20 protein-coding genes, 1 pseudogene and 1 riboswitch are annotated in these 23,255 nt (G+C 63.7%); of the genes and pseudogenes, 3 read left to right on the top strand and 18 right to left on the bottom strand.

Annotated elements, in window-relative coordinates; all coding sequences use genetic code 11:
- Complete coding sequence (locus ACA027_RS04955; RefSeq protein WP_370681295.1) at positions 1-984, bottom strand: quinone oxidoreductase; 984 nt, start codon at positions 982-984, stop codon at positions 1-3.
- Between the two features lie 106 nt (positions 985-1,090).
- Between ACA027_RS04955 and ACA027_RS04950 the strand changes: the two genes are divergently transcribed.
- Positions 1,091-1,990 (top strand): DMT family transporter, encoded by a 900-nt coding sequence (locus ACA027_RS04950; RefSeq protein ID WP_370681294.1) that lies wholly within the window; start codon positions 1,091-1,093, stop codon positions 1,988-1,990.
- Between the two features lie 186 nt (positions 1,991-2,176).
- Here the strand turns inward: ACA027_RS04950 and ACA027_RS04945 are convergent.
- From ACA027_RS04945 to ACA027_RS04865, 17 genes and pseudogenes are all read right to left on the bottom strand, one after another.
- Positions 2,177-3,730 (bottom strand): annotated as a pseudogene (locus ACA027_RS04945) (putative bifunctional diguanylate cyclase/phosphodiesterase); the annotation flags it as partial.
- Positions 3,731-5,014: 1,284 nt separating this feature from the next.
- Positions 5,015-5,839, bottom strand: a complete 825-nt coding sequence (locus ACA027_RS04940; protein ID WP_370681293.1) for an SDR family oxidoreductase — start codon at positions 5,837-5,839, stop codon at positions 5,015-5,017.
- Positions 5,840-5,890: 51 nt separating this feature from the next.
- On the bottom strand, positions 5,891-6,829 hold the full coding sequence (locus tag ACA027_RS04935) for a DMT family transporter (RefSeq protein ID WP_370681292.1): 939 nt from the start codon (positions 6,827-6,829) through the stop codon (positions 5,891-5,893).
- 10 nt (positions 6,830-6,839) lie between these two features.
- Positions 6,840-8,153 (bottom strand): DUF3422 family protein, encoded by a 1,314-nt coding sequence (locus ACA027_RS04930; RefSeq protein ID WP_370681291.1) that lies wholly within the window; start codon positions 8,151-8,153, stop codon positions 6,840-6,842.
- A gap of 131 nt (positions 8,154-8,284) precedes the next feature.
- Complete coding sequence (locus ACA027_RS04925) at positions 8,285-10,045, bottom strand: methyl-accepting chemotaxis protein (RefSeq protein WP_370681290.1); 1,761 nt, start codon at positions 10,043-10,045, stop codon at positions 8,285-8,287.
- Between the two features lie 107 nt (positions 10,046-10,152).
- A riboswitch (cyclic di-GMP riboswitch) is annotated at positions 10,153-10,239 on the bottom strand.
- 137 nt (positions 10,240-10,376) lie between these two features.
- Positions 10,377-11,888, bottom strand: coding sequence for a tripartite tricarboxylate transporter permease (locus ACA027_RS04920; protein ID WP_370681289.1), 1,512 nt, complete (start codon positions 11,886-11,888; stop codon positions 10,377-10,379).
- A gap of 18 nt (positions 11,889-11,906) precedes the next feature.
- Entirely contained in the window at positions 11,907-12,395 is a 489-nt protein-coding gene (locus ACA027_RS04915) for a tripartite tricarboxylate transporter TctB family protein (protein ID WP_370681288.1), read from the bottom strand.
- Positions 12,396-13,141: 746 nt separating this feature from the next.
- Positions 13,142-13,513: a hypothetical protein gene (locus ACA027_RS04910; RefSeq protein ID WP_370681287.1), complete on the bottom strand. Its 372-nt coding sequence runs from the start codon at positions 13,511-13,513 to the stop codon at positions 13,142-13,144.
- 204 nt (positions 13,514-13,717) lie between these two features.
- Positions 13,718-14,503, bottom strand: coding sequence for a spermidine synthase (locus ACA027_RS04905; RefSeq protein WP_370681286.1), 786 nt, complete (start codon positions 14,501-14,503; stop codon positions 13,718-13,720).
- 17 nt (positions 14,504-14,520) lie between these two features.
- Complete coding sequence (locus ACA027_RS04900) at positions 14,521-15,063, bottom strand: DNA-deoxyinosine glycosylase (protein ID WP_370681285.1); 543 nt, start codon at positions 15,061-15,063, stop codon at positions 14,521-14,523.
- A gap of 149 nt (positions 15,064-15,212) precedes the next feature.
- Entirely contained in the window at positions 15,213-16,283 is a 1,071-nt protein-coding gene (locus ACA027_RS04895) for a TatD family hydrolase (protein WP_370681284.1), read from the bottom strand.
- A 116-nt stretch (positions 16,284-16,399) separates the two neighbouring features.
- The gene (locus ACA027_RS04890) at positions 16,400-16,744 is read right to left on the bottom strand and encodes a thioredoxin family protein (protein ID WP_370681282.1); all 345 of its coding nucleotides are present in this window, start codon (positions 16,742-16,744) and stop codon (positions 16,400-16,402) included.
- Positions 16,741-17,418 (bottom strand): lipoprotein-releasing ABC transporter ATP-binding protein LolD, encoded by a 678-nt coding sequence (gene lolD, locus ACA027_RS04885; RefSeq protein WP_370681281.1) that lies wholly within the window; start codon positions 17,416-17,418, stop codon positions 16,741-16,743. Before lolD ends, ACA027_RS04890 begins: the two co-directional genes overlap by 4 nt.
- Complete coding sequence (locus ACA027_RS04880; RefSeq protein ID WP_370681280.1) at positions 17,411-18,664, bottom strand: lipoprotein-releasing ABC transporter permease subunit; 1,254 nt, start codon at positions 18,662-18,664, stop codon at positions 17,411-17,413. Before ACA027_RS04880 ends, lolD begins: the two co-directional genes overlap by 8 nt.
- Positions 18,665-18,724: 60 nt before the next feature.
- Positions 18,725-19,333 carry a chromate transporter gene (locus ACA027_RS04875; protein WP_370681279.1) on the bottom strand — a complete coding sequence of 203 codons (609 nt, stop codon included), beginning with the start codon at positions 19,331-19,333 and terminating at the stop codon, positions 18,725-18,727.
- Positions 19,330-19,917, bottom strand: a complete 588-nt coding sequence (locus ACA027_RS04870) for a chromate transporter (protein ID WP_370681278.1) — start codon at positions 19,915-19,917, stop codon at positions 19,330-19,332. Before ACA027_RS04870 ends, ACA027_RS04875 begins: the two co-directional genes overlap by 4 nt.
- Before the next feature lie 33 nt (positions 19,918-19,950).
- Positions 19,951-20,319 (bottom strand): hypothetical protein, encoded by a 369-nt coding sequence (locus tag ACA027_RS04865; protein ID WP_370681277.1) that lies wholly within the window; start codon positions 20,317-20,319, stop codon positions 19,951-19,953.
- A gap of 195 nt (positions 20,320-20,514) precedes the next feature.
- On the opposite strand from ACA027_RS04865, the gene ACA027_RS04860 reads away from it, so the two are divergent.
- Together ACA027_RS04860 and recJ are read left to right on the top strand one after the other, a co-directional pair.
- Complete coding sequence (locus ACA027_RS04860; protein WP_370681276.1) at positions 20,515-21,522, top strand: phosphoglycerate mutase; 1,008 nt, start codon at positions 20,515-20,517, stop codon at positions 21,520-21,522.
- Complete coding sequence (recJ, locus tag ACA027_RS04855; protein ID WP_370681275.1) at positions 21,519-23,228, top strand: single-stranded-DNA-specific exonuclease RecJ; 1,710 nt, start codon at positions 21,519-21,521, stop codon at positions 23,226-23,228. Before ACA027_RS04860 ends, recJ begins: the two co-directional genes overlap by 4 nt.
- The last annotated feature ends 27 nt before the right edge of the window (positions 23,229-23,255 follow it).

Here is a 23,255-nt window from a genome sequence, read left to right as displayed (position 1 = left end):
CTAGACCAGGAGGATGCTGGAGCCCGTGGTCTTGCGCGCTTCCATGTCGCGATGGGCCTGCTGCACATCGGCCAGTGGGTAGCGCTGGGCGATGTGGATTTTCACCAGCCCGCTCTCCACCACGTGGAACAGGTCATTGGCCATGGCCTGGGTGGCCTCACGGTCCACCATGTGGGCGAACAGGGTCTGGCGCGTCACATACAGCGACTTTGCCGCCAGCACGGCCGGCGCAAACGCCGGCACCGGGCCCGAGGCATTGCCAAAGCTCACCATCAGCCCAAAGCGGCGCAAGCAGGCCAGCGAGCCCTCCCAGGTGTCCTTGCCCACGCTGTCGTACACCACCTTGACACCCTTGCCGCCGGTGATTTCCATCACCCGCTCGGCAAAGTTCTCTGTTCTGTAATTGATAGCATGCGCTGCACCATTGGCAAGGGCCAGCGCGCATTTTTCATCCGACCCTGCGGTGGCAATCAGCTCCAGCCCCAGGGCTTTGGCCCACTGGCAGGCGATCATGCCCACTCCGCCAGCAGCGGCGTGGAACAAGACATGGTCGCCGGGTTGCAGCCCTTCCACGGGCTTGCATTTTTTCAGCAGGTACTGGGCCGTCATGCCCTTGAGCATCATGGCCGCACCGGTCTCGAAGCTGATGGCGTCGGGCAGGCGGCAGACATGGGTGGCGGGCATCACGCGGCGCTCGCTGTAGCTGCCTGGCGGGTGGCTGGCATAGGCCACGCGGTCACCGGCTTTCAGATGGGTCACACCAGCGCCCACGGCCTCGACCATGCCTGCGGCTTCCATGCCCAGATTCAACGGCAGAGGCAGTTGGTACAGGCCTGAGCGCTGGTAGACGTCAATGAAGTTCAGGCCTATGGCCCGGTGGTGCAGCAGCACCTCGCCGTTGGCTGGCGCGGGCACGCTCTGCTCCACCAGTTGCAGCACTTCTGGGCCGCCGTTGTGGGTAATTTGTACGACATGGTTGGGCATGACATCTCCTGAAAAAATACGCAGCGTGATGCACGATGGCAGCAAAGCTGACATGCTGCCACGAGCAAGGCCTGGGCAGGGACAACAACGCTACCATGGCGGCCCTATGACTTCCCCGTTGACATTGGGCACGGCGGCCATGCTGACGGCTGCGCCGCTGCTGTGGGCCGGCAATGCCGTGGTGGGCCGCATGGTCCATGAGCTGATCTCCCCTTTCACCCTGAACTTCCTGCGCTGGGGGCTGGCCTTTGTGCTGTTGCTGCCCTTTGCATCGGGCGTGCTGCGCCGAAGCAGTCCCCTGTGGGCGCACTGGCGGCGCTATGCCGTGCTGGGCCTGCTGGGCATTGGCTGCTACAACGCGCTGCTGTATGCGGCACTGCAAACCTCATCGCCCATCAATGTGACCTTGGTGGGCTCCAGCATGCCGGTGTGGATGCTGCTGATCGGCCGTCTGCGCTATGGCGCGCGCATTTCGCTGCGCCAGATGCTGGGCGCCTTGCTCTCGGTACTGGGGGTGGCCGTGGTATTGAGCCGGGGCGAGCTGCGCCAGCTGCTCAGCCTGCAGTTGGTGCCCGGTGATCTCTTCGTGCTGCTGGCCACGGTACTGTGGTCACTCTACAGCTGGATGCTGGCCAAGACCCAGGAGCCTCTCACCATCCGCCACGACTGGGCTGCTTTTCTGATGGCGCAACTGGTGTTCGGCCTGGGCTGGTCGGCCCTGTTTGCCGGGGGTGAGCTGGCACTGGGCCTGCAGCACCTGCAACAAAGCCTGCCACTGGCCGCTGCCTTGCTGTTCATCGCCCTGGGACCGGCCGTGTTGGCCTACCGTTTCTGGAATGTCGGTGTCTCACACGCTGGGCCGGCTGTAGCGGGTTTCTTCGCCAACCTCATCCCGGTCTTTACCGCCATGCTCTCCACACTGGTCCTGGCCGAGCTGCCCCACCTCTACCACCTGCTGGCTTTCGCGCTCATCGTGGGCGGCATCGTCGTCTCCTCCCGGCGCTGAATGCTCGGTCTGCGCAGGGGCGACCAAGGTCAACCGCCCCTGACCGGACAGCACGTTGCCGCCCTGCATGGCCTGCGAAAGTGGCGGCATCTCTTCGACAAAACCCTGCAACGCAGTTGCAGGCAGCGGCAGGCAGAAAAAATGGCCCTGAAACCGCTGACAACCAAAGCGCAGCAGGCTGTCGATCTGGTCTTGCTGCTCCACGCCTTCAGCGATCACCGTCAGGCCCAGGTTGTGGGCCATGCCGATGATGGTCTGCGCCACCACATCATCCGTATGGCTTACGCCCAGGTGGCGCACAAAGGACTGGTCGATCTTCAGCTGGCTCAAAGGCAGGCGCGTCAGGTAGAACAACGAGGACTTGCCGGTGCCGAAATCATCGATGGCAAAACGCACCCCCATCGCACGCAGCGCGCTCATCTTGGCGATGGAGTCTTCCATGTCGTCAATCACCAGCGCCTCTGTCAGCTCCAGCCGCAGCAGGCTCGGGGCCACACCACTGTCTTTGAGCGCCCGCTGCACCTGCTGTACAAAGTCCTGCTGCCGGAACTGGCGTGCACTCACATTCACAGCCACCACCACGCCGGCCAGGCGCGGCTGGTTCTGCCAGCGCGCCAGCTGCTGACAGGCCGTACGCAACACCCATTGGCCGATGCGCACGATGAGCTCGCTGTCTTCGGCCACAGGAATGAAGGCACTGGGCAGGACCATGCCGCGCTCCGGATGCTCCCAGCGAATCAAGGCCTCGATCCCGTCAATGTTGCCGTCCGCCAGAATCTGCAGCTGGTAGTGCAGGGAAAATTGCTCCAGGGCCAGCGCCTGGCGCAAATCGGCCTCCATGCGCGCGCGGGCGTTGATGACTTCCTGCATGTGGGGCTCGAAAAAACACACATCCACTGCCTGCATGGACTTGGCCTGGTACATGGCGATGTCCGCTTGCTTGAGCAGCTCACTCACTTCCACCGGCTCCTGCCCAAAAAGGGTCACCCCCAGGCTGGCCGTGCCTCTATGCACATAGGAGCCCAACAGATAAGGCTCTCCCAGGCGGTGCACGATCTTCTCTGCAATGCGCTCGGTCAAGCGGGCTGCGGCTTCCGCATCCGCCGGCAGATCGCACAGCATGATCACAAACTCATCCCCCCCCAGGCGAGCGACCGTATCGGAAGCACGTATGGCATTGCGCAAGCGCTGTGCCACCTCCTGCAGCAGCATGTCTCCCACCTCATGGCCCTGGGTGTCGTTGAGGACCTTGAATTTGTTCAGGTCCACGAACATCAAGGCGCCCAACCACCCCGCACGCAGCGCCAGGTGGGTGGCCTGGCGCAAGCGGTCCAGCAGCAGGCGGCGGTTGGGCAGGCCGGTGAGTGGGTCGTAGAAAGCCAGGTTTTCAATCTCGGCCGTGGCCGCCCGAATTTCGGTGATGTCTTCGCAGGTGATGACGCTGCCGCCATCCGGCGTAAAGCGTCGGCTCAGCTGCAGCATCAAGCCACCCACCGTAGCCAGTTCAGCCACGGTGGCTTCACCGGCATCCCAGGCCTGTTGCAGCCGACGCAGCTGCACCAGCTCGCTGTGCAGCTGGGTGTCGGCCCCCGAAGACACCAGGCCCAGCACATCGCTCCATAAACAACCATGCAGCAGATGGCCGCGCTGCCAAGGGAACATTTCCTCGTAGCGCGGATTCCAGTGCACCACTTTGTGCTGCACATCCAGCTGCAAAAAGCCGACGGCAATGCTGTCCATGGCGCTGTGCAAGGTGGCGCCAGACTCCAACACCTGCTGCTGAGCCTGCTGCATGCGCCGCAGGTAGACCTGCATCAATGCAGCGCCCCCCAACAGCAGCAGCGAAAACACCAACACCCCCACCAGCACCGCATTGCGCGTGGCATACCAATGCTGGAGCACCGTAGCCAGCGGCAGGGCAGCCGTCAGATGCAGCCCGTCATAGTTCAGCGGCACCACCTCCATCAGCACGGGAGCCCCATCCAGGCGCGAGCGGGCGTCCGTCACACCCACTGGCAGCACCTCCGTCAACACGGCCGCACGATACGGTGCGCTGTCTTCGGTATCGCTGGGCACGCTCAGCACCCGGCTGCCATCCATGCGCTCGAGCGTCACCTCCAGACCACTGAGGGTGGAGCCCTGCATCAGCACGCTGATCCAGCTGGGCAAAGGCACCTGGGCCACCACAAAAACAGGTACACCCTTCGAGCTGGGAAGCATGCGTGCAATATGCACCACGCGCATCTGGGCCCAGCTTGCGTCCGGTGCGCTGATGCGCAGCATGCGTTCTTTGCCCGGTACCTGGGCAATGCCCTGCAGCCAGCTGCGGGGAATATGCTCCACCCGGTAATTGCCTTGGCTATCGGCAGCCGCCAAGACCTTGCCGTCCAGTTGGACGATGACGATAGAGCTGATGAGAGAGTCTTGCTTGACCGTCATCTGCAGCACGTTTTGCAGATCGGCCAGGTTCTGGTTGGCAACGGAAGTGTCTGACAGGCGCAATATATCGTCCACGCTGAACAGTAGCAGGTCGATGCTGCCTATGAGCCGGTTCATCGCCTGCTGCTGCCGCTGAACAAAGCTGGACAGGCTCTTCTCACTGTCGGCGCGGGCACTGCTGCGCATATCGTGCAGCAGCCAGAACACGCCCACCACAAGTACCAGCACCAGTGCGATAGCGCTGGCCCATACCACCCTGGCGGCATAAGGAGAGGATTGGAAACGCGGGCGCTCCATGCTCAGCGTCCCGCAGCGGCCATGCCGCAGCCCCGGCGCGCGGGCAGGTGCATCAATTCAGCAGTACGAGGGATAGCGGGCATGCTGGCATCCGTGGTCGCAACCAAAACATGCGCGACCGCCGCAGCTTTGCGGGCATGTCCAACGCATTTTTTACATGGTGTAACGAGTGCGGCGTAGCGAGTCCACATCCCTGCACCATTGGAAGGATGTCAGCTGACCAATGGCTTCGCCAATACGCCTACAGCATCGTGGGCCGACACCTGCAGTCAGCCCACGCAAACTATCTCAGAAAGTACCTGCGTACAAACCGCCGTCGGCCAGAATGTTCTGCCCTGTCATATAGCCCGCATGCTGGCTGCACAGAAAGGCACAGATGGCGCCGAATTCCTCGGGTGTACCAAAGCGCTTGGCAGGCACTTGGGCTGCTTGCAGCTCACGCACCTCGTCCACGCTCTTGCCAGTCTTGGTCGCCGCAGCGCCGAACGTGGTCTTGAGGCGGTCGGTGTCGAACTTGCCGGGCAGCAGGTTGTTGATGGTCACGCCCTTGGCGGCAATGCCCGAACGCGCCACACCGGCCACAAAGCCGGTCAGGCCACTGCGTGCGCCATTGGACAGGCCCAGGATGTCGATGGGTGCTTTGACCGCGCTGGAGGTGATGTTGACGATGCGGCCAAAGCCGCGTGCAGCCATGCCATCCACCGTGGCCTTGATCAGCTCGATGGGGGTGAGCATATTGGCGTCCACCGCCTTGATCCAGGCATCGCGGTCCCAGTTGCGGAAGTCGCCAGGAGGCGGGCCGCCGGCATTGGTCACCACCATGTCGTAATCCTTGCCCGGACCACCAGGCACGCTGAACACGGCAGCGCGGCCGGCTTCGGTGGTGATGTCGCAGGCCACGGCCAGTACTTCAGGGGCTTTTTTCCCTGTGGTGCTGGCCCATTTCACTGCAGCCGCTCTCAATTGCGTAGCAGCCTCCCGCAGCGGGTCATCGCTGCGGGCATTGATGACCACATTCACACCGTCTTCCACCAAGGCCTTGGCACAGCCAAAACCCAGGCCCTTGCTGGCGCCGCAGACCAGCGCCCATTTGCCGGCAATACCCAAATCCATGAGAGATCTCCTTGTTGTTGCTTGGCTCTCCCCCATTGTCAGGGCCTGCGTTCAGCCTTGCTGTCTGCGGGCCTTGCGGGTGAAAAGCAAGATGCCCCCCATCACCAGAACCGTCCCCGCCAGCATCCACTGGCTGAAGCCTTCATCCAGCAGCCATACCCCCATCAAAATAGTGGACAGTGGACCTATCATGCCAACCTGCGCCGCCAGGCCCGGGCCTATGCGTTCGATGGCCATCATCACCATCAACACCGGCGCAGCCGTACACAGAAAGGCGTTGAGCAGCGACAGCCAGAGCACCTCGCGGGCCACGGCCTGCAAACTGGCCACATCGCCCACGATCAGGTACTGGGCAATGCACAGCACGCAGGCCACGCTGGTGGCCAGCCCCACCAGGCGCAGCGAACCCAGGCGGCGCACCATTTCGCCGCTGTAGATCAGGTAGACGGCATAGCTGATGGCACTGGCCAGCACCAGAAAGCCACCCCAGGCAGCATGGCTGCCCTGGGCACCCAGCTCATGGCCAAAGACCAGCAGCACCCCGCAATAGCTCAGCGCCATGCCCAGCAGCTGCCCCCGGGTGATGGTGCGCCCATACACCAGCCAGCCAAAGATGACCACCAACGTGGGGTTGAGGTAGAGGATCAAGCGCTCCAGCGAGGCCGTGATGTATTGCAGCCCGGCAAAGTCCAGGTAGCTGGACAGGTAATAGCCCGAAAAACCCAGGCCCCATACCCCCAACCAGTCGCGGCGTGACAGCGGCGGCCGGCCACGCCCCGCCCACCAGGCCATGAGCAGGAAAAGCGGCAGCGCAAACAGCATGCGCAGCATCAGCAGCAACACGGCGTCGGCACCATAGCGGTAGCCCAGTTTGACGATGATGGCCTTGCCGCTGAAGGCGATGGCCCCCAAGGAGGCCAGCAGCAGGCCTCCCGCTATTCCGTTGGGAGCTGCCGTAGCAGATGCAGTCTGCTCAGAAGACGGATTCACTCACAGATACTCAATGCTTGCCGTGGAACAGTTTGTGGTGCAGGCGGCGCAGCGACCACCAGACACTGAAGGCCACCACGGGAATGGCGACCGCAGCCGTGATTTCCGGCGACCAGGGCCAGCCCAGTTTTTGCGCTCCCTTGCTCAGGTAGGCAATCAGGCCGGTGATGTAGTAGGTGATGGCCGCCACCGACAGGCCTTCCACCGTGGACTGCATCTTCAGCTGCATGCCCTGGCGGTCGTTCATGGTCTCCAGAATCTGCTGATTGCTTTGCTGCTGCTCGATTTCCACCCGCGTGCGCAGCAAGTTGCTGACACGTGAGACGCGCTGCGACAGCGCGTTCTGCCGGTGCGTGGCCCATTCACAGGTGCTGCGGGCGGGCGACAGGCGCCGGTCCATGAACTCCTCAATCGTCAACAGGCCCGAGAGGCGCTGCTCATGCAGATCGCGTATGCGTTTGTCCACCAGCTCGAAATAGGCGCGGCTGGCCGAAAACCGCGAATGCGTGGCCGCGTATTCGCTTTCCACCTGGCCAGCCAGGCGCGTCAATCGGTCCAGCAACACGGGCTCGGCCTCACGATCGGCCTCGCGAATGGCCTGGGCCAGGTCGGCCAGCTCTTTTTCCGCCGTGGCCAGCACCGCGGCCGCATGGCGCGCCACGGGCAGTCCCAACAGGGACGACATGCGATAGGTTTCAATCTCCAGCAAGCGCTGCACCAAGCGGCCCAGGCGTCGGGCGCTGATGTGGTCCGAGGGCTTGACCAGCATGCGCGAGTAGCCGTCGGCATGGATGGCAAAGTCGGTACAGACCTCGGTATGTCCCACATGCACCACCGAACCGGCCAAGGTGTCTTCGTTCAGCATCTGCAGCACCAGGCCCTTGATGCCTTCACCCCCGCATTGCGCCTCCTTGACGATCCACAGGTGTGCGCTGCTCAGGCACAGGCCCGGCAGCTTGGCAAACCAGGCCTGCGGCACCTGCTCGATGGCCGTGGGCGGGCTGCGGGTGTCCAGGGGCACGCCGAGTTCCAGCGGCACCATAAAAGTCCAGGTGACGAATTCGGTATGTAGCTCCCAACGCAGGCGAAATGCCCCCAGGTCCACACGCAAATGGGTGGTGTCCTGGTCGGGGCCCGTCTGGTGGTGGTCGCGCAGCAGCGCCGCCAGATGCGCACGGCTGGCCTCGCGCTGGGCCGCGTCCGTGAGCATGACCACATGGGTGATGGCCGCCGGCGCATGAATGGGCTCGGCCGGGCGGGCATGGATTTCGTTGTGCAGCAAGGTGCGCTGCGGATGGGAAAGGGGCTGGAGCGGAACAGACATGCAAACCTCGAGAAACTGCCGCTATTGTGCGGGTAGCCGTTGCGATTGTATGAATGCCCGCCCATGCCCTGGCAGCAGAAACTGCATCCGGCACCCCAGGGCGCCATGCCTGAGGCCCCATCAAGCCAGGCTCAGAAGCTTTCCCATTCCCCATCGTCCGCCGTGGCGCTGTGAGGCACACCGGGGCGGCGCAGGGCCGCTGCAGGGGCTTTGGCAGGCTGTGCAATCACCGGAGCTGCAGCACTGGATGCGCCCACGGTCACCGCAGGCTTATGGGCTGATGGGCTGGCAACCATCGCGGCACGGGGTGCGGCAGGCATGCTGCGGGGGGCAGCCACGGGCGCGCGGCGCACCAGGCTTTCCTGCCCCACCTTGAACACGGCCACCACCTCTTCCAGGCGCAGCGCCTGTTCGCGCATGGCCGTGGCCGCTGCCGTGGACTCCTCCACCAGTGCGGCGTTTTGCTGCGTCATCTGATCCAGGTTGCTGATGGCACTGTTGACCTGGCCTATGCCATCGCGCTGCTCGTTCGAGGCGGCCGTGATCTCGGCAATCAAATCCGTCACATGGCGCACGCTTTGCACAATCTCCTGCATGCTTTGGCCGGCCTGCTCCACCTGCTGCGAGCCCGACTCCACATTGCTCACGCTGGTGGTGATCAAGGCCTTGATTTCCTTGGCGGCTTCGGCGCTGCGACCGGCCAAGGAGCGCACCTCGCCGGCCACCACGGCAAATCCACGGCCTTGCTCACCTGCACGGGCCGCTTCCACCGCCGCATTCAGCGCCAGGATGTTCGTCTGAAAAGCAATGCCATCGATGACGCCGATGATGTCGCTGATACGGCGGCTGCTGTCGGTGATTTGCTGCATGGACTGCACCACCTGCTGCACCACGACGCCGCCACGCTCTGCGGCCTGCACGGCTGTCCCGGCCAGTTGATTGGCCTGGCGCGCCGTCTCGGAGGACTGCGTCACCGTGGAGGTGAGTTCCTCCATGCTGGCAGCGGTTTCTTCCAAGTTGGCTGCGGTCTGCTCGGTGCGGGCCGACAGGTCATGGTTGCCGGTGGCAATCTGGCTGGAAGCCGAAGATACCGACTCCACGCCCGTGCGCACCTCGCCCACCACGGAGCGCAAACGCTGAACCATATGGTTCAGGGCATTGAGCAGTTGACCGAATTCATCGTGGCGGTCCACCTTGGTGTTGACCGTCAGGTCACCACCACCGATGGCCTCTGCCACCGAGACTGCATGCTCCAGCGGCTGGGCAATCGTCTGTATGAGCTTGCGGGTGATCAGTACCAACAACACCGTCAGCACCAACACCACCACCATGCCGGAGCTGGCCAGTGTGCGCTGCTGGGCATGGACCTGGGCAATGGCTTCATCGCGCTGACGTTCCTGCAAGGCCACAAAGTCCTGCAGAGCCTCTCTGTACTTCTCGGCAGCGGGCAGATAGTCTTGGCTGGCAAAGTCGGTGCGGGCGCTGTAGGACTCGGACTGGCGCACGCTGTCCAGCTGCTTCATCACAGCGCTCACCTTGTCGGCTTCCGCCACCACGGCGGCCACACCTTTGCGATCCGCCTCGGTCTGCAGGCTTTCTTCTACGGTTTTGCGGGCCTCGGCAATCATGACGCGGCCCTCTTTCAGCCGCTGATTGAGCATCTCTTCCACATGGGTCTCGCCGCTGGCAATCGCAGCGATGACGGTCTCCTGGGTCTTGAGCACCGCAGCCTGCCAGCGCAATGCCGACGTGATATTGGCCTCATAGCGCTGCACCGTGGCAACGGCGCTGTCCGTCAAGGCATTGGCCCTGTATTGCAAAAAACCACCAACGCTCAGCACCACTGCCAGCAATGCCACGATAGTGGTCCACAACTTTTGGGAGACACGCATATTCAGAAAGCTCATCTAGACCTCTTGCCAGGAAGACGCAGCACAGCCAGCGCTGTAATGCAATAAAGGCACGCCCAGAGACGCAGCACATGCGGTGCATGTACCGGTGAAGCAACCTGGCAACCGTGGCAAGGCATGCCGTAGGCCCATGGCTTTGCGCCCCCGTCTTTCGATCGGGTATGCCAAAGATTGTGGATTTTAAAAACATTTTGTTTCACATGTTTGCAATCCAAACAAACCCTTTAATTTGCCTCCATTTATCGAATGCAAGGCACAAAAAAAGCACCCGAAGGTGCTTTTTTTGGTTGCGGATGCAGTTACGCGCCAGGCGTCACTCTTCCACAAACGCTTCTTCGCGCTTGTTCTTCACCGCAGGCAGCGTCACGATGACCAGCAGCACCAGAGCCAGCAGCAGCATCACGGCAGAGATGGGGCGAGTCACGAAGACCGACCAGTCACCACGCGACAGCAGCAGAGCGCGACGCAGGTTTTCTTCCATCATCGGGCCCAGGATGAAGCCCAGCAGCAGCGGTGCAGGTTCGGTACCCAGCTTGTAGAACACATAGCCGATGAAACCGAAGATACCCACAAGCCACACGTCGAACTCGGAGTTCTTGGTGCCGTACACACCCACCGCGCAGAACAGCACGATGGCAGGGAACAGCCAGCGATAAGGCACGGACAGCAGCTTGATCCACATGCCAATCATGGGCAGGTTCAAGATGATCAGCATGGCGTTACCGATCCACATCGAGGCGATCAGGCCCCAGAACAGCTCGGGATTGCTGGTCATCACCTGGGGACCAGGCTGGATGTTGTGGATGGTCATGGCGCCCACCATCAGCGCCATCACGGCGTTGGGGGGGATGCCCAGGGTCAGCAGCGGGATGAACGAGGTCTGCGAACCGGCATTGTTGGCCGACTCGGGCGCCGTCACACCACGGATATTGCCTTGACCGAAAGGCACTTCACCGGGACGCAGCTTGGTCTTCTTTTCCAGGGTGTAGGAAGCGAAGGCCGACAGCATGGCACCACCACCGGGCAAGATGCCCAGGGCCGAACCCAGCAAGGTACCGCGCACCATGGCGGGGAACATCAGCTTGAAGTCTTCCTTGGTGGGCATCAGGCCGGTCACCTTGGCGGTGAACACCTCACGCTCATCATCGGGCTTGGACAGGTTGGCAATGATTTCACCGTAACCGAACACACCCATGGCGATCACCACGAAGTCGATGCCATCGGTCAGCTCGGGGATGTCAAAGCTGTAACGTGCCACGCCGGAGTTCACGTCGGTACCGATCATGCCGAACAGCAGACCCAGCACGATCATGCCCACAGCCTTCAGCAGGGAGCCGGAAGCCAGCACCACAGCGCCGATCAGGCCCAGGATCATCAGCGAGAAATATTCAGCAGGGCCGAACTTGAAAGCGATCTCGGTCAGCGGAGGCGCGAAAGCAGCCAAGATGATGGTGCCCACGCAACCTGCGAAGAACGAGCCGATACCGGCAGCAGCCAGCGCAGGGCCTGCACGGCCTTTGCGCGCCATCTGGTAGCCGTCGATCATCGTCACAACGGACGAGGACTCGCCTGGCAAGTTCACCAAAATAGCAGTGGTCGAGCCACCGTACTGGGCACCGTAATAGATACCGGCCAGCATGATCAGCGCAGCCACAGGGGGCAGCGAGTAAGTGGCGGGCAGCAGCATGGCGATGGTCGCCACAGGGCCCAGGCCCGGCAAGATACCAATCAGCGTACCCAGCACGCAACCGATCAGCGCGTACAACAGGTTCTGCATGGTGAAAGCCACGCCGAAACCAAGCGCCAAGTTGTCAAAGAGTTCCATTGTCTATACCTCCCGCACTCAGCCGGTAATAAAGGTCGGCCACACCGGGAACTGCAGGCTCAGGGCCCACACGAACACCACATAGCTGCCAACAGCCAACACCAGCGACAGGCCCAGCACTTCCTTGAGATTGAAGGTGTAGCCGGCGACGCTGGCGATCACCACCAGGGCGACGATGGCGACCATCAGGCCCAGGCCAGGGATGCCCCAAGCCGGGATACCCACCAACAAGATGCCGAAGGCAAAGTTGGCGGCCAGGATGAAGAACACCTGCTTCCAGGCCCACTTGCCAACCGGGTCACCATCATCGGGACCTTTGACCGTGGCCTGGAAGGTGATGACCAGACCGATCAAGGCCAGGATCACCCCCAGAATCAGCGGGAAGTAGCCGGGCCCCATGCGGGCCCCAGAACCGATGCTGTACTCGGTTGCGCCGATAGCGAAAGCGCCACCAACGGCCAAATACATCAAACCGGCAAAAAAGTCTTTTTGACTCTTGATTTTCACGAAAACGTCTCCTGTGACGGATTAACGACGGTTGGATTCTGTAAGCAAAGCATGGACGTTTTGATGTGGATTCCACCTACCAAACCCCTTGACTTCCACCCATCACGCCCCAGATGTCAGTGTTATCCCTGAGCTCGGCATCGCAACTCAAGGGTTTTCACCTGCCCACCATCGCCATGCATCGGCAAGCGCTGCAGCCATTCATGGCCCATGCGCCGCAAAGCCAGTCCTTGAGAGCCACTTGGGCAAGCCATTGCGCGCGAGGACAGGAGCGTCCCATGGCATTGGCATGACGCCACGGCGGCGGCCCAGGTCTGCCGCGGCGTTGGGGTTCGGTTTTTTGGCACGGCGGGTACAGCACCCGCACCAGGCGCAAAGCCGACGCGGCGTGTAACAGGCAGGCGGGAACGCCCAGCGCCATCGCCCGGCAGAGAGTGCCAGGGGAGCTTGGGCGTTGAGGGAGCAGAAGAAACCGCAAGCGGCCGTCAGTGCAGCCTATGCGGCCATCTCGACGATGGCGGCCCGTGGATTTTTCTCACCATCGGTGAGCTTGGCCTCAGACGCAGGAATACATGCAGGCCCTCGGTGATGCCGAAGGCCAGCGGCCCACAGCCATGGGCCGCTGCCGCCCGTTTCGTGGCCGCACACACCAGCTCTGCCTGGGCACTGAATGCACAGGCAAAACACGCTTTGGCCTGCGGGCTGGACTGAGATCGTGAACACGCTCTGAGAATGCTTTTACGCTCTCAAGCGTAGGTATCCACGTTATGCCCCAAGGCCGTGTCGTTGAAGCGCTGGCTGCTGCTGTTTGCCACCTCTTCCGAGGACCAATCCGTGGTGGGTGTCGCAGCAATGGCGGCCGCCGTGTCTTCGAGTTGTGTTTTTTGCAAATCCTGCTGCTCTTGAAGCGCCTTGATCTTGGCCAGCACATTGGCGGCCTGGGCACGCACCGGCAACTCGGCCTGCGACTGCTCATCGACCGACGCGCTGGTGTCTTGGAGCTTTTCGGCCAAATCCCTGAGCCTGTTTTGCAGCACGCCAATCTGGCTGCTGGCACTGAGCGTGCTGCGCGCCGGCGCAGCGCCATAAGATGCACTGGAGACGGAGGAAATCGACATGGTGCAACCTCTTCGAGGAATGGGTCAGGCAGCCGTCGTGCACAAGGCCTGTTGCTGCCGCCCTGTGCTCCCCTGCGTTCTGCCTCGAAGAATATTCACACAACCGTCCATCGCGCGCAAGCCTGCGAAAGAGGTAGGGCTTACTCACATTCGTCACAAAAGCTTGCCCTCACCAGCCCTTGCCTGCAGACCGGGACGTGACGCTCAGGCCTGCGGGTCTGCTACCACTGGCTTGAAGACTTTGAGCCACTTGGTGGCCGGCAAGTCCCAGCGCGCCTGCACGGCCTCGGCGCGGGCCTGCAACTGCTCGCGCGTAGGCCGACTGGCCACGCGCTGGGCCAGCACCACGGTATTGCCTTCGCGTGTGGGGCGAAACGCCCAGACATTCTCGGCCCCAAAGGCCGCGCTGATCTTGTCCACGCTGGCCTGGTAGCTGCTCATGCGGCCGAACAGATTCACCGTCATGCAGCCCTCGGGCGTCAGGCTGTCGCGGCAGTCGGCATAAAAGTCTTCGCTGTCCAGCACTGGGGCGGCGGCATTGTGGTCGTACAGATCCACCTGCAGCGCATCCACCCTGCCCTGCCACTCGGGGCGGCGGATTTCCACCGCCGCATCGCCCAGCACCACGCGCAGGCTTTCGCTGTCTGGCGGCAGCTTGAACCAGCTGCGGCAGATGTTCACCACCTGGGGGTTGAGCTCGATGGCCGTGGTCGGCATGCGCAGCTTTTTGTGGTGGAACTTGGTCAGCGCCGCCGCGCCCAGGCCCAGTTGCAGCGCCTGGCGTTCGCCCACGCTGGCAGGCTCCACAAACAGCAGCCAGGCCATCATGCGCTGCACATATTCCAGGTCGATCTCGAAGGGTTCCTTGAGCTTCATCGAACCCTGCACCCAGGGCGTGCCCAGGTGCAGATAACGGGAAATGCCATCGTCCGAGACGCTGACTTCGGGCAGCTCGTGAGCATCTGCTGCCGGTTTTTTGCGTGAAGCCATGTTCTCTATCTCTCTCTTCAATCCGGGTCCAACAATCCATATTCCGCCATCACCTGCTGCCAGGCCTGGCGTTTGCGCTCCAGACTCCAGCTGGCATTGGCCGGGCTGGTGGAAGGCAATTGGTGCACCTGCAGGCCCAGGCCATGCAGAGTGCGTGCATGTTTGGCGCTTTCGCCGCCGTTGTGCGCCACGGCCACCAGCTGCGGGCAGCGCTGCTTCAGTGCCGCAAAATCATTCAGCTGGGGATTGCGGATAGCGCTGTCCAGGCTGCCCTGGCGCTCGCAGCTGGCATACACATCCCACAGACCCAGCCCGCGCTCCAGCAGCCAAGCGCAGCGGCCGGCATAGCCTTCGCGTGGTGGCAGCGCATGCTGCGGCCACAGCAGCTGCAAGATGGGCCACAACTGGTTGCGTGGGTGGCCGTAATACTGCCGGGCCTGCAGCGAGGCCACGCCAGGAAAGCTGCCCAGCACCACCAGGCGCGTGCGCACATCAGCCACCGCAGGCAGGCCGTGCAGGCGCTGCGCGTGCGCAGTTTCAGAGCTGGAGGTACTCGCCATGGGCCGCGATTGTGCGGCACATGCATGCCGCACGCCCATGCCCGGGTATTGAAAATGCATAGCGACCTGCGCGCTGCCTGCTTGCTGGAGACTGCAAAACACTGTTTGCTCTGTGCACCACGCACTGCTGCCGTGCAGCGCGAAACGGCTCAGGCGGCAAAGCCCTTCAATCCGCGCAAGGCTGCGCGGGCATTGGCCGTGGTGGCGGCCTGCAAGTCCTGCAACGCCATGCCGCGCAGCTGCGCCACCACAGCGGCAATGCGCGGCAGCTCGGCGCTGGTGTTGCGCCCCTGGGGCTGGCCGGCAGCGCGCTGCTCGGCCGTGGTGTAGAGCCAGTGGGGGGGAATGTCGGGGGCATCGGTTTCCAGCACCAGGCTGTCCAAGGGCAGCGTGGCCGCCAGCGCACGCAACTTGAGCGCCCGGTCATAGGTCACCGCGCCACCAAAGCCCAGCTTGAAGCCCAGGTCGATAAAGGCCTGGGCCTGCTGCGCACTGCCGTTGAAGGCATGGGCAATGCCGCCCACCACGGGCGTGGCCCGCAGCACCTTGAGCAGCTGGTCGCTGGATTTGCGTACATGCAAGATCACGGGCAGGTCGAACTCGCGTGCCAGCGCAATCTGCTGCTCGTAAAACCAAGTCTGGCGTGCAGCATCCAGGCCGTGCACAGGCAAGGCCCCCACGCTCGCCCGCTGCGTGTGGCTCGCAGCCCCCCGAGGGGGCTGCTCTTTGCCTTGGGGCGGCCCGGCGGCAGGCATGCCCCCCACGCTCGCCCACTGCGTGTGGCTCGCTGCCCCCCCAGAGGGCTGCTCTTTGCCTTGGGGCGGCCCGGCGGCAGGCATGCCCCCCACGCTCGCCCACTGCGTGTGGCTCGCTGCCCCCAGAGGGGGCTGCTCTTTGCCTTGGGGCGGCCCGGCGGCAAAGAAATCCAGGCCGATCTCGCCCACAGCTACCAGGCGCGGGTCATGGCGGTGCTCGGCCAGCATCGCGTGCAGCGCGGCGATATCGCTCTCTTGCGCAGCTGGTGTGTACAGGGGGTGAATGCCCAGCGCATAGCTGTCCCCATGGCGCTCGGCCAGTGCGATTACCTGCGGCCAATGCGCACGTGCCACCGCAGGGATGACCACATGGCCCACCCCGGCCTGCGCCGCCTGCTGGCGCACGGCGTCGCGGTCGGCATCGAACTCGGGGGCATCCAGATGGCAATGGGTGTCTATCCACATGGCTGGGGATTTGCTATCCAAACAGGTGCTGACAGTGCTTTCCGGCATTGGGTTTCCGATGCTTTTCAATGGCAAACGCTTGTATTGGCTGCACAGCAAGCTAGCAAAACTTCTTCTTACCCTAGGCGCTCCAGCGCGGCCCGCATGTCCTCGCCCACCTGGGCCAGTCCAAAGGAGCGGCCATATTCCAGCACCAGCTTGCCCGCTGCGAAAAAGCGCAGCACGGGCAGGGTGAAAACACCTTGCTGGGCACAGGCTGCGGGCAACGCCTCACAGTCCACATAGGCCAGGGCAACTTCCGGAAAATCCTGGGCCACCATCTGCGCCAGCCTGGGCTTGAGGGCCTGGCATACGCCGCAGTGCGCACCACCCCACAGCACCAGGGCCAGGGGCTTGCTCAGCCATTGCTGCAGCGCCTGCTCCGAAGCCATGGGTTGCCAGTGGGCCGGGTCTGCACTCACGCCAGCTGCCCCTGGTCCAGCCGCACCACGCGGTCGCAGCGCCCGGCCAGGGATTCGTCGTGCGTCACCATCACAAAGGCCGTGCCATGGCGCTGGGCCAGGTCCAGCATCAGGGCGAACACGCCGTCGGCCGTGCCACGGTCCAGATTGCCTGTGGGCTCGTCGGCCAGCACGCAGGCGGGCTGGGTGACCAGGGCGCGGGCAATGGCCACGCGCTGGCGCTCGCCGCCCGAGAGCTCGGCAGGCCGGTGGTCCAGGCGTGGCGCCAGGCCCACAGCCTCCAGCATTTGCGCCGCACGCTCCATGCACAGCGTCTGCGCTTCGCGGCGTATGCGCAGCGGCATGGCCACGTTTTCCTGGGCGGTGAACTCGGGCAGCAGGTGGTGGAACTGGTAGATAAAGCCCAGATGCTGGTTGCGCAACACGCCCTGCTTGTGGGGGCTGAGTTGGTTCAGGGGCTGGCCCATGAGCTGCACGCTGCCGGTGCTGGGTGCATCCAGCCCGCCCAGCAAATGCAGCAAGGTGCTCTTGCCCGAGCCGGAGGCGCCAACGATGGCCAGCGTCTCACCCGCATGCACCTGCAAATCCACGCCGCGCAGCACATGCACGTCCAGCCGGCCTTCGGTAAAGCGCTTGCCCAATCCACGGGCTTCCAGAACGACTTGCTTACTCATAGCGCAGGGCCTCCGCCGGGTTCACGCGGCTGGCCCGCCAGCTGGGGTAAATGGTGGCCACAAAGGCCAGGATGAGGGAGATGACACCAATTGGCACGATGTCGCTGCTTTGCGGCTCACTGGGCATCTTGCTGATGAGGTAGATGTCCTTGGGCAAGAAGCTGGCGCCTACGGCATGCTCAATGGCCGGCACGATGACGTCGATATTGCAGGCCACCAGCAGGCCCAGGGCCAGGCCGCTGAAGGTGCCGATCACGCCCACCATGGCGCCCTGCACCATGAACACGCCCATGATGCTGGAGGGCGATGCACCCAGCGTGCGCAAGATGGCGATGTCGGCGCGCTTGTCGGTCACCGTCATCACCAGGGTGGACACCAGATTGAACGCGGCCACGGCCACGATCAGGGTCAGGATGATGAACATCATGCGTTTTTCCACCTGCACGGCGGCAAACCAGGTCTTGTTCTGCTGCGTCCAGTCGCGGATGTAGAGGCGGTCGGTCAATGTATTGGCCAGTTGCTGGGCCACCGTGGGCGCCGCATGCAAATCCTGCAGTTTCAGGCGCACACCGGTGGGGCCTTCCAGGCGGAACAGGCGTTGCGCATCTTCGTAGTACAGCATGGCCAGGGCCGAGTCGTATTCGTAGTGGCCGGAGTCAAAAGTGCCCGACACCGTCATCTGCTTGATGCGCGGCACCACACCGGCCGGCGTCACCTGGCCGCCCGGGGCGATCAGGGTCACCACATCGCCCACGCGCACACCCAGCGCCAACGCCAGCTCGCTGCCCAGCACCACGTTGAAGCTGCCTGACGTCAGCGTGGCCAGGGCTGGCGCGTTGTGGCTGGCCACATCGGTCACCTCGCCCTCATGCGCCGGGTCAATGCCGCGCACCATGGCGCCTTTCATGTCTTCACCGCGCGCCAGCAATGCTTGTGCCGCTACAAAAGGAGCAGCACCCAGCACGGCGGGATTGCGCTTGGCCTCGGCCATGGTGCGGGCCACATCGGGCAGGGCCGCACCATCGGGGGCAAAGATTTCGATGTGCGAGACCACGCTCAACATGCGGTCGCGCACCTCTTTTTGAAAGCCATTCATCACGCTCAGCACAATGATCAGCGCCGCCACACCCAGGGCAATGCCCAGCATGGACACACCCGAGATAAACGAGATAAACCCGTTGCGCCGCGTGGCGCGGCCGGCGCGCGTGTAGCGCCAGCCCAAAGCCAGTTCGTAGGGAAATTGCATGGTGGCCGCATTGTGGCATTGCCGGTACAAGCCCAGACCCAGGCCGGCTTTGCACAAAGATCAGACCCAGCCCATGGCTCCCAGCAGGGCACCGGCGCCCAGCATCCACAGCAGGTGCATCCGGGTCTTCCAGACCAGCAGCGTGGTCACTCCAGCCAGCAGCCAGGGCACCCAGGCCTGGGCGGCGCCGGTCTCGCGCGCGGCCAGAATCCAGCCCGTGGCCAGCACCAGGCCCACCACCAGCGGCATCATGCCCCAGCGAAAGGCCCGCACCGAGCGACGCATGCGGTTCTGGCGCATCCAGCGCGTGCTGCTCCACACCAGGATGGAGCTGGGCAGCAACATGCCGACCAGGCAAGCCAGGCAGCCGGCCAAGGCCACCAGCCAGGTGACGGCACCCCGGTCCGGCCCCACGGCGTTCAGGCCGATGTTCCAGCCCAAAAGCGCTACATACATGATGTTGGGCCCCGGTGCGGCCTGGGCAATGGAGATGGCGGTGGAGAACTGGTCGCCGGACAGCCAGGCCCGGACCTCCACCACATGCCGGTACATATCAGGCGCCGTAGCCATGGCCCCGCCCACGGACAGCAGGGACAGCGACAGAAAATAGGCCGTCAGCTGCAACCAGCCGGCTGCATCCAGCACCAGGGGAGTCAAGGCCGCGCTCATGACAGCCTGCGCCAGGTCAGCCAGCAACCCAGGCCCCCCACGACAGGCAGCACCCACCACAGCGGCCATTGCCGCCACACCATCAAGGCGAAAGCGGCGCTTGCCAGCACCCAGCCCAGCCACAGCGGCAGCGGGTGGCCCTTGAGCCCGGCCGACAGCTTGATGCCCGTGCCCAGCACCAGGCCCGCAGCCACGGCCCCCATGCCGCGCAAGGCGCCGGCCACGGCCGGGTGGTCGGCCCACTGCAGATACAAGCTACCCAGTGCCAGCACCAGCACCGTGGGCGCCAGCAGCATGCCGGCCATGGCGGCCAGTGCGCCGCGCAGGCCAAAGTGGCGCTCGCCAAACATCACACACAGATTGACCACATTCGGCCCGGGAAACACCTGGGCGGCCGCCCAGTCCTGCAAAAAGGCTTCCTGCGTCATCCAGCGGCGGCGCTCCACCAGCTCACGCTGGATGACGGCCATCACGCCGCCAAAACCTTGCAAGGCCAGCCAAGTAAATGCCCAGAAAAGTGCTGCCGGAGAAGCCGGAGCGCAAGGCGCCTGCTCTACGGCAGGCGAAGACCCATACTCCACCATGAAACTCCCACGCCAACGTGCAAAAAGCGCATGTTAGTACAGGGGGGCAGCAGGCACGCTCACCCGTGCCACACGGCTTGCAGCCGGCTCCAGCCGACGCCGCCCCGGCAGGGTGAACAAAATGCGTAAATCGGTGGGTTTCAGGCTTTGAATGACGATGCTGCCGTCCCGGTGCAAATAAATGCGCATGGGTGGCTCCTCATGACCGTCGCAGTAACACACGGCCTTATCCAGATCTTTCCAGCCATTTTCGGCATTCAGGCGCAGCCTGTTGAGCCTGTCCAGGTGGCCCGCGCTGCTGCCGCAGTCCTTGTGCACCTGCCACCAATAGGCTGCCACCGCGTCATGGGCTTCTTGTGCACTGGTGCAGGGCTCTATCCCCTGCAGGTGCTCAATCAGCATGGCAACTCGCATTTCAAAAGAATAGTGAATCAGAGGTGCCGGCATCTGTATGTCTTTGAGATGATTTTTACAATTATTGGCGTTACTTTGTTTCAAATCAACACTGAAATTACAGCTTCCCTGCAGCCTTGATAGTTAATACCAACAACATCCCTGCGCAAACGCTTTTTGGTGCATGGCCGACAATACGTCCCCATGCCTGTCCCGCCGCTGCCCTTCCCCCACCACACCGCCCCTGCCGCTAGCGGTCACCGCCATGTGCTGATTCCCTATGCCGCCGTGGCCGGTATGGAGCAGGCACTGCAACTGCCCCACCTGGATGCCTTGCTGGCCCGACTAGTGAGCGCAGACACACTGGATGGCGAGGAAGAAGACCTGTGCCCACCACATGAGCGCATGGCAGCACACTGGCGCGGCTGGGCTGATCTGGCGGCCGCACACAAAGCATCCCTGCCCTGGGCCGCGCTGGCCGCCAACCAACAGCCGGACTGCAGCGCCCAGGGAACCGCCGCAGGCGCCTGGGCCTTTCTGACACCCTGCCACTGGGCCGTGGGCACCGACCAGGTCCGGCTAGACAACCCCACCGAGCTACAGCTGGACGAGACCGACTCCCGCGCCCTGCTGGCCGTGCTGGCACCCTGGTTTGCGGAAGACGGCCTGCAGCTGCATTACGCCCAGCCCGACCATTGGCTGGTACAGGGCTCGCCGCTGCAGACGCTGCAATCGGCCTCGCTGGACCGGGTGCTGCTGCGTGATGTACGCCATTGGACGCCCACCACCTCCGCCACCTTGCCGCTGCAGCGCCTGCACAGCGAGGTGCAGATGCTGCTCTACACCCACCCCTTCAACGAAAGCCGTGCCGCGCGCGGCCTGCCGCCCGTGAATGCTTTTTGGCTGCATGGCGTGGGCAAGCTGCCCGCTGCCAAGGCTGCGGTGACCACAGCCCAACCCGAAGTGTGGGAGAGCCTGCGCGCGCCCGCGCTGCTGGGCCACAGCCGTCTGTGGGAGCAGGCCTGGAGCGCGCTGGACGCAGGCCCCATGGCCGCACTGCTGCAGCATGTGCAAGCCGGCGGCAGCGCCAGCCTGGCACTGTGCGGCGAGCGCAGCGCCCGCAGCTACAGCACGGGCCCACGCGGCCTGGGCCAACGCATTCGCAGCCTTTTGACTCCCCAGCGCTTTGACAGCGTGCGTAAAGCGCTATGAAAATTATTGCAAAAGAGATTTCTGAAGCCACCGTGCAACAGCTGGTGACCGCCGGCGTGCACCCACTATGGGCCCGCCTGTATGTGGCGCGCGGCGTGTGCTCCACCGACGAGCTGGACCCTGCCCTGGCCAAGCTGCTCCCTCCTTCCACGCTGTTGGGCGTGGAGCAGGCGGCCCGCGTGCTGGCCGATGCCATCGCCCGCCAACAACATATCTGCATCGTGGCCGACTACGACTGCGACGGCGCCACCGCCTGCGCCGTGGCCCTGCGCGGCCTGCGCATGCTGGGCGCACACCAGGTCAGCTACGAGGTACCCGACCGCGTGGTCGATGGCTATGGTCTGTCCGCCCCCATTGCCCGCCGCGTCAAGGACAAGGGCGCCGATGTGCTGGTCACCGTGGACAACGGTATTGGCAGCCTGGATGGCGTCGCGGCCGCCATGGCCCTGGGGCTGACCGTGGTGGTCACCGACCACCACCTGCCCGGCGAGCAACTGCCCCTGCCCCACGCCATGGTCAACCCCAACCAGCCGGGCTGCGGTTTCGAGAGCAAGGCCCTGGCCGGCGTGGGCGTGATGTTTTATGTGCTGCTGGCCCTGCGCAGCGAGCTGCGCGCGCGTGGTGTCTGGGACCAGGCCAGCCAACCCAAGCTGGACCAGCTGCTGCCCCTGGTGGCCCTGGGCACCGTGGCCGACGTGGTGCGACTGGACAGCAACAACCGTCGCCTGGTGGCCCAAGGACTGCAACGCATACGCAAAGGCCATATGCAGGCCGGCATACGCGCGCTGTACGAGGCCTCGGGCCGTTCCTTTCAGCAGGCAGCCACCTTTGACTTCGGTTTTGCCCTGGGCCCGCGCATCAACGCCGCAGGCCGCCTGGCCGACATGACCATAGGCATCGAATGCCTGACCACCGACAACTACGAACACGCATTGGAGCTGGCCCGCACCCTGGACCGCATCAACCGTGAGCGCCAGGAGATCGAAGGCGGCATGCGTCTGCAGGCCTTCGCTCTGGCCGATGAGCTGTTCGAAGATGGCATCACAGCCCCACCAGCCGTGAGCGTGTTCGACCCCGACTTTCACGAAGGCGTGGTGGGCATCGTCGCCTCCCGCGTCAAGGACAGGCTGCACCGCCCCACGTTTGTGTTTGCTGCCAGCCAGGCGCCGGGCAAGGAGCATGAGCTCAAAGGCTCGGGCCGCTCCATTCCCGGCTTTCACCTGCGCGACGCGCTGGACCTGGTGGGCAAACGTCACCCTGGCCTGTTGCTGCGCTTTGGCGGCCATGCCATGGCGGCCGGCTGCACCATCGACGAAGAGGGTTTTGAGCAGTTCGAGCAGGCCTTTTCCCAGGTGGCCCAGGAATGGCTGGACGCGGCCACGCTGACCCGCTGCGTGGAAACCGACGGCCCGCTGCGCGCCGAATTCCGCCAGGCCGAGATGGTGGAGCGGCTGAACCTGGATGTCTGGGGCCAGGGCTTTGCCCACCCCACGTTCAGCGAGGAGGTGGAAGTCGTCTCCCAGCGCCTGGTGGGCGAAAAGCATTTGAAGCTGCAGCTGCGCCACCAGGGCGATGTGGTGGACGGCATCTGGTTTGGCCGCACCGAGCCCGTGCCTGAACGCGTCTATATGGCGTTTCGCCTGGACATCAACGAATGGCGCGGCGAGCGCAAGGTGCAGTTTCTCATTGAGGGGGCGGAATGTTGACCCCTGAGTGCTGATCCCCCCTGAGCC

It is taken from the genome of Comamonas sp. GB3 AK4-5 (genome assembly GCF_041320665.1).
GTDB lineage: Bacteria > Pseudomonadota > Gammaproteobacteria > Burkholderiales > Burkholderiaceae_C > Comamonas.
This window is presented reverse-complemented; position numbering and strand designations above follow the sequence as displayed.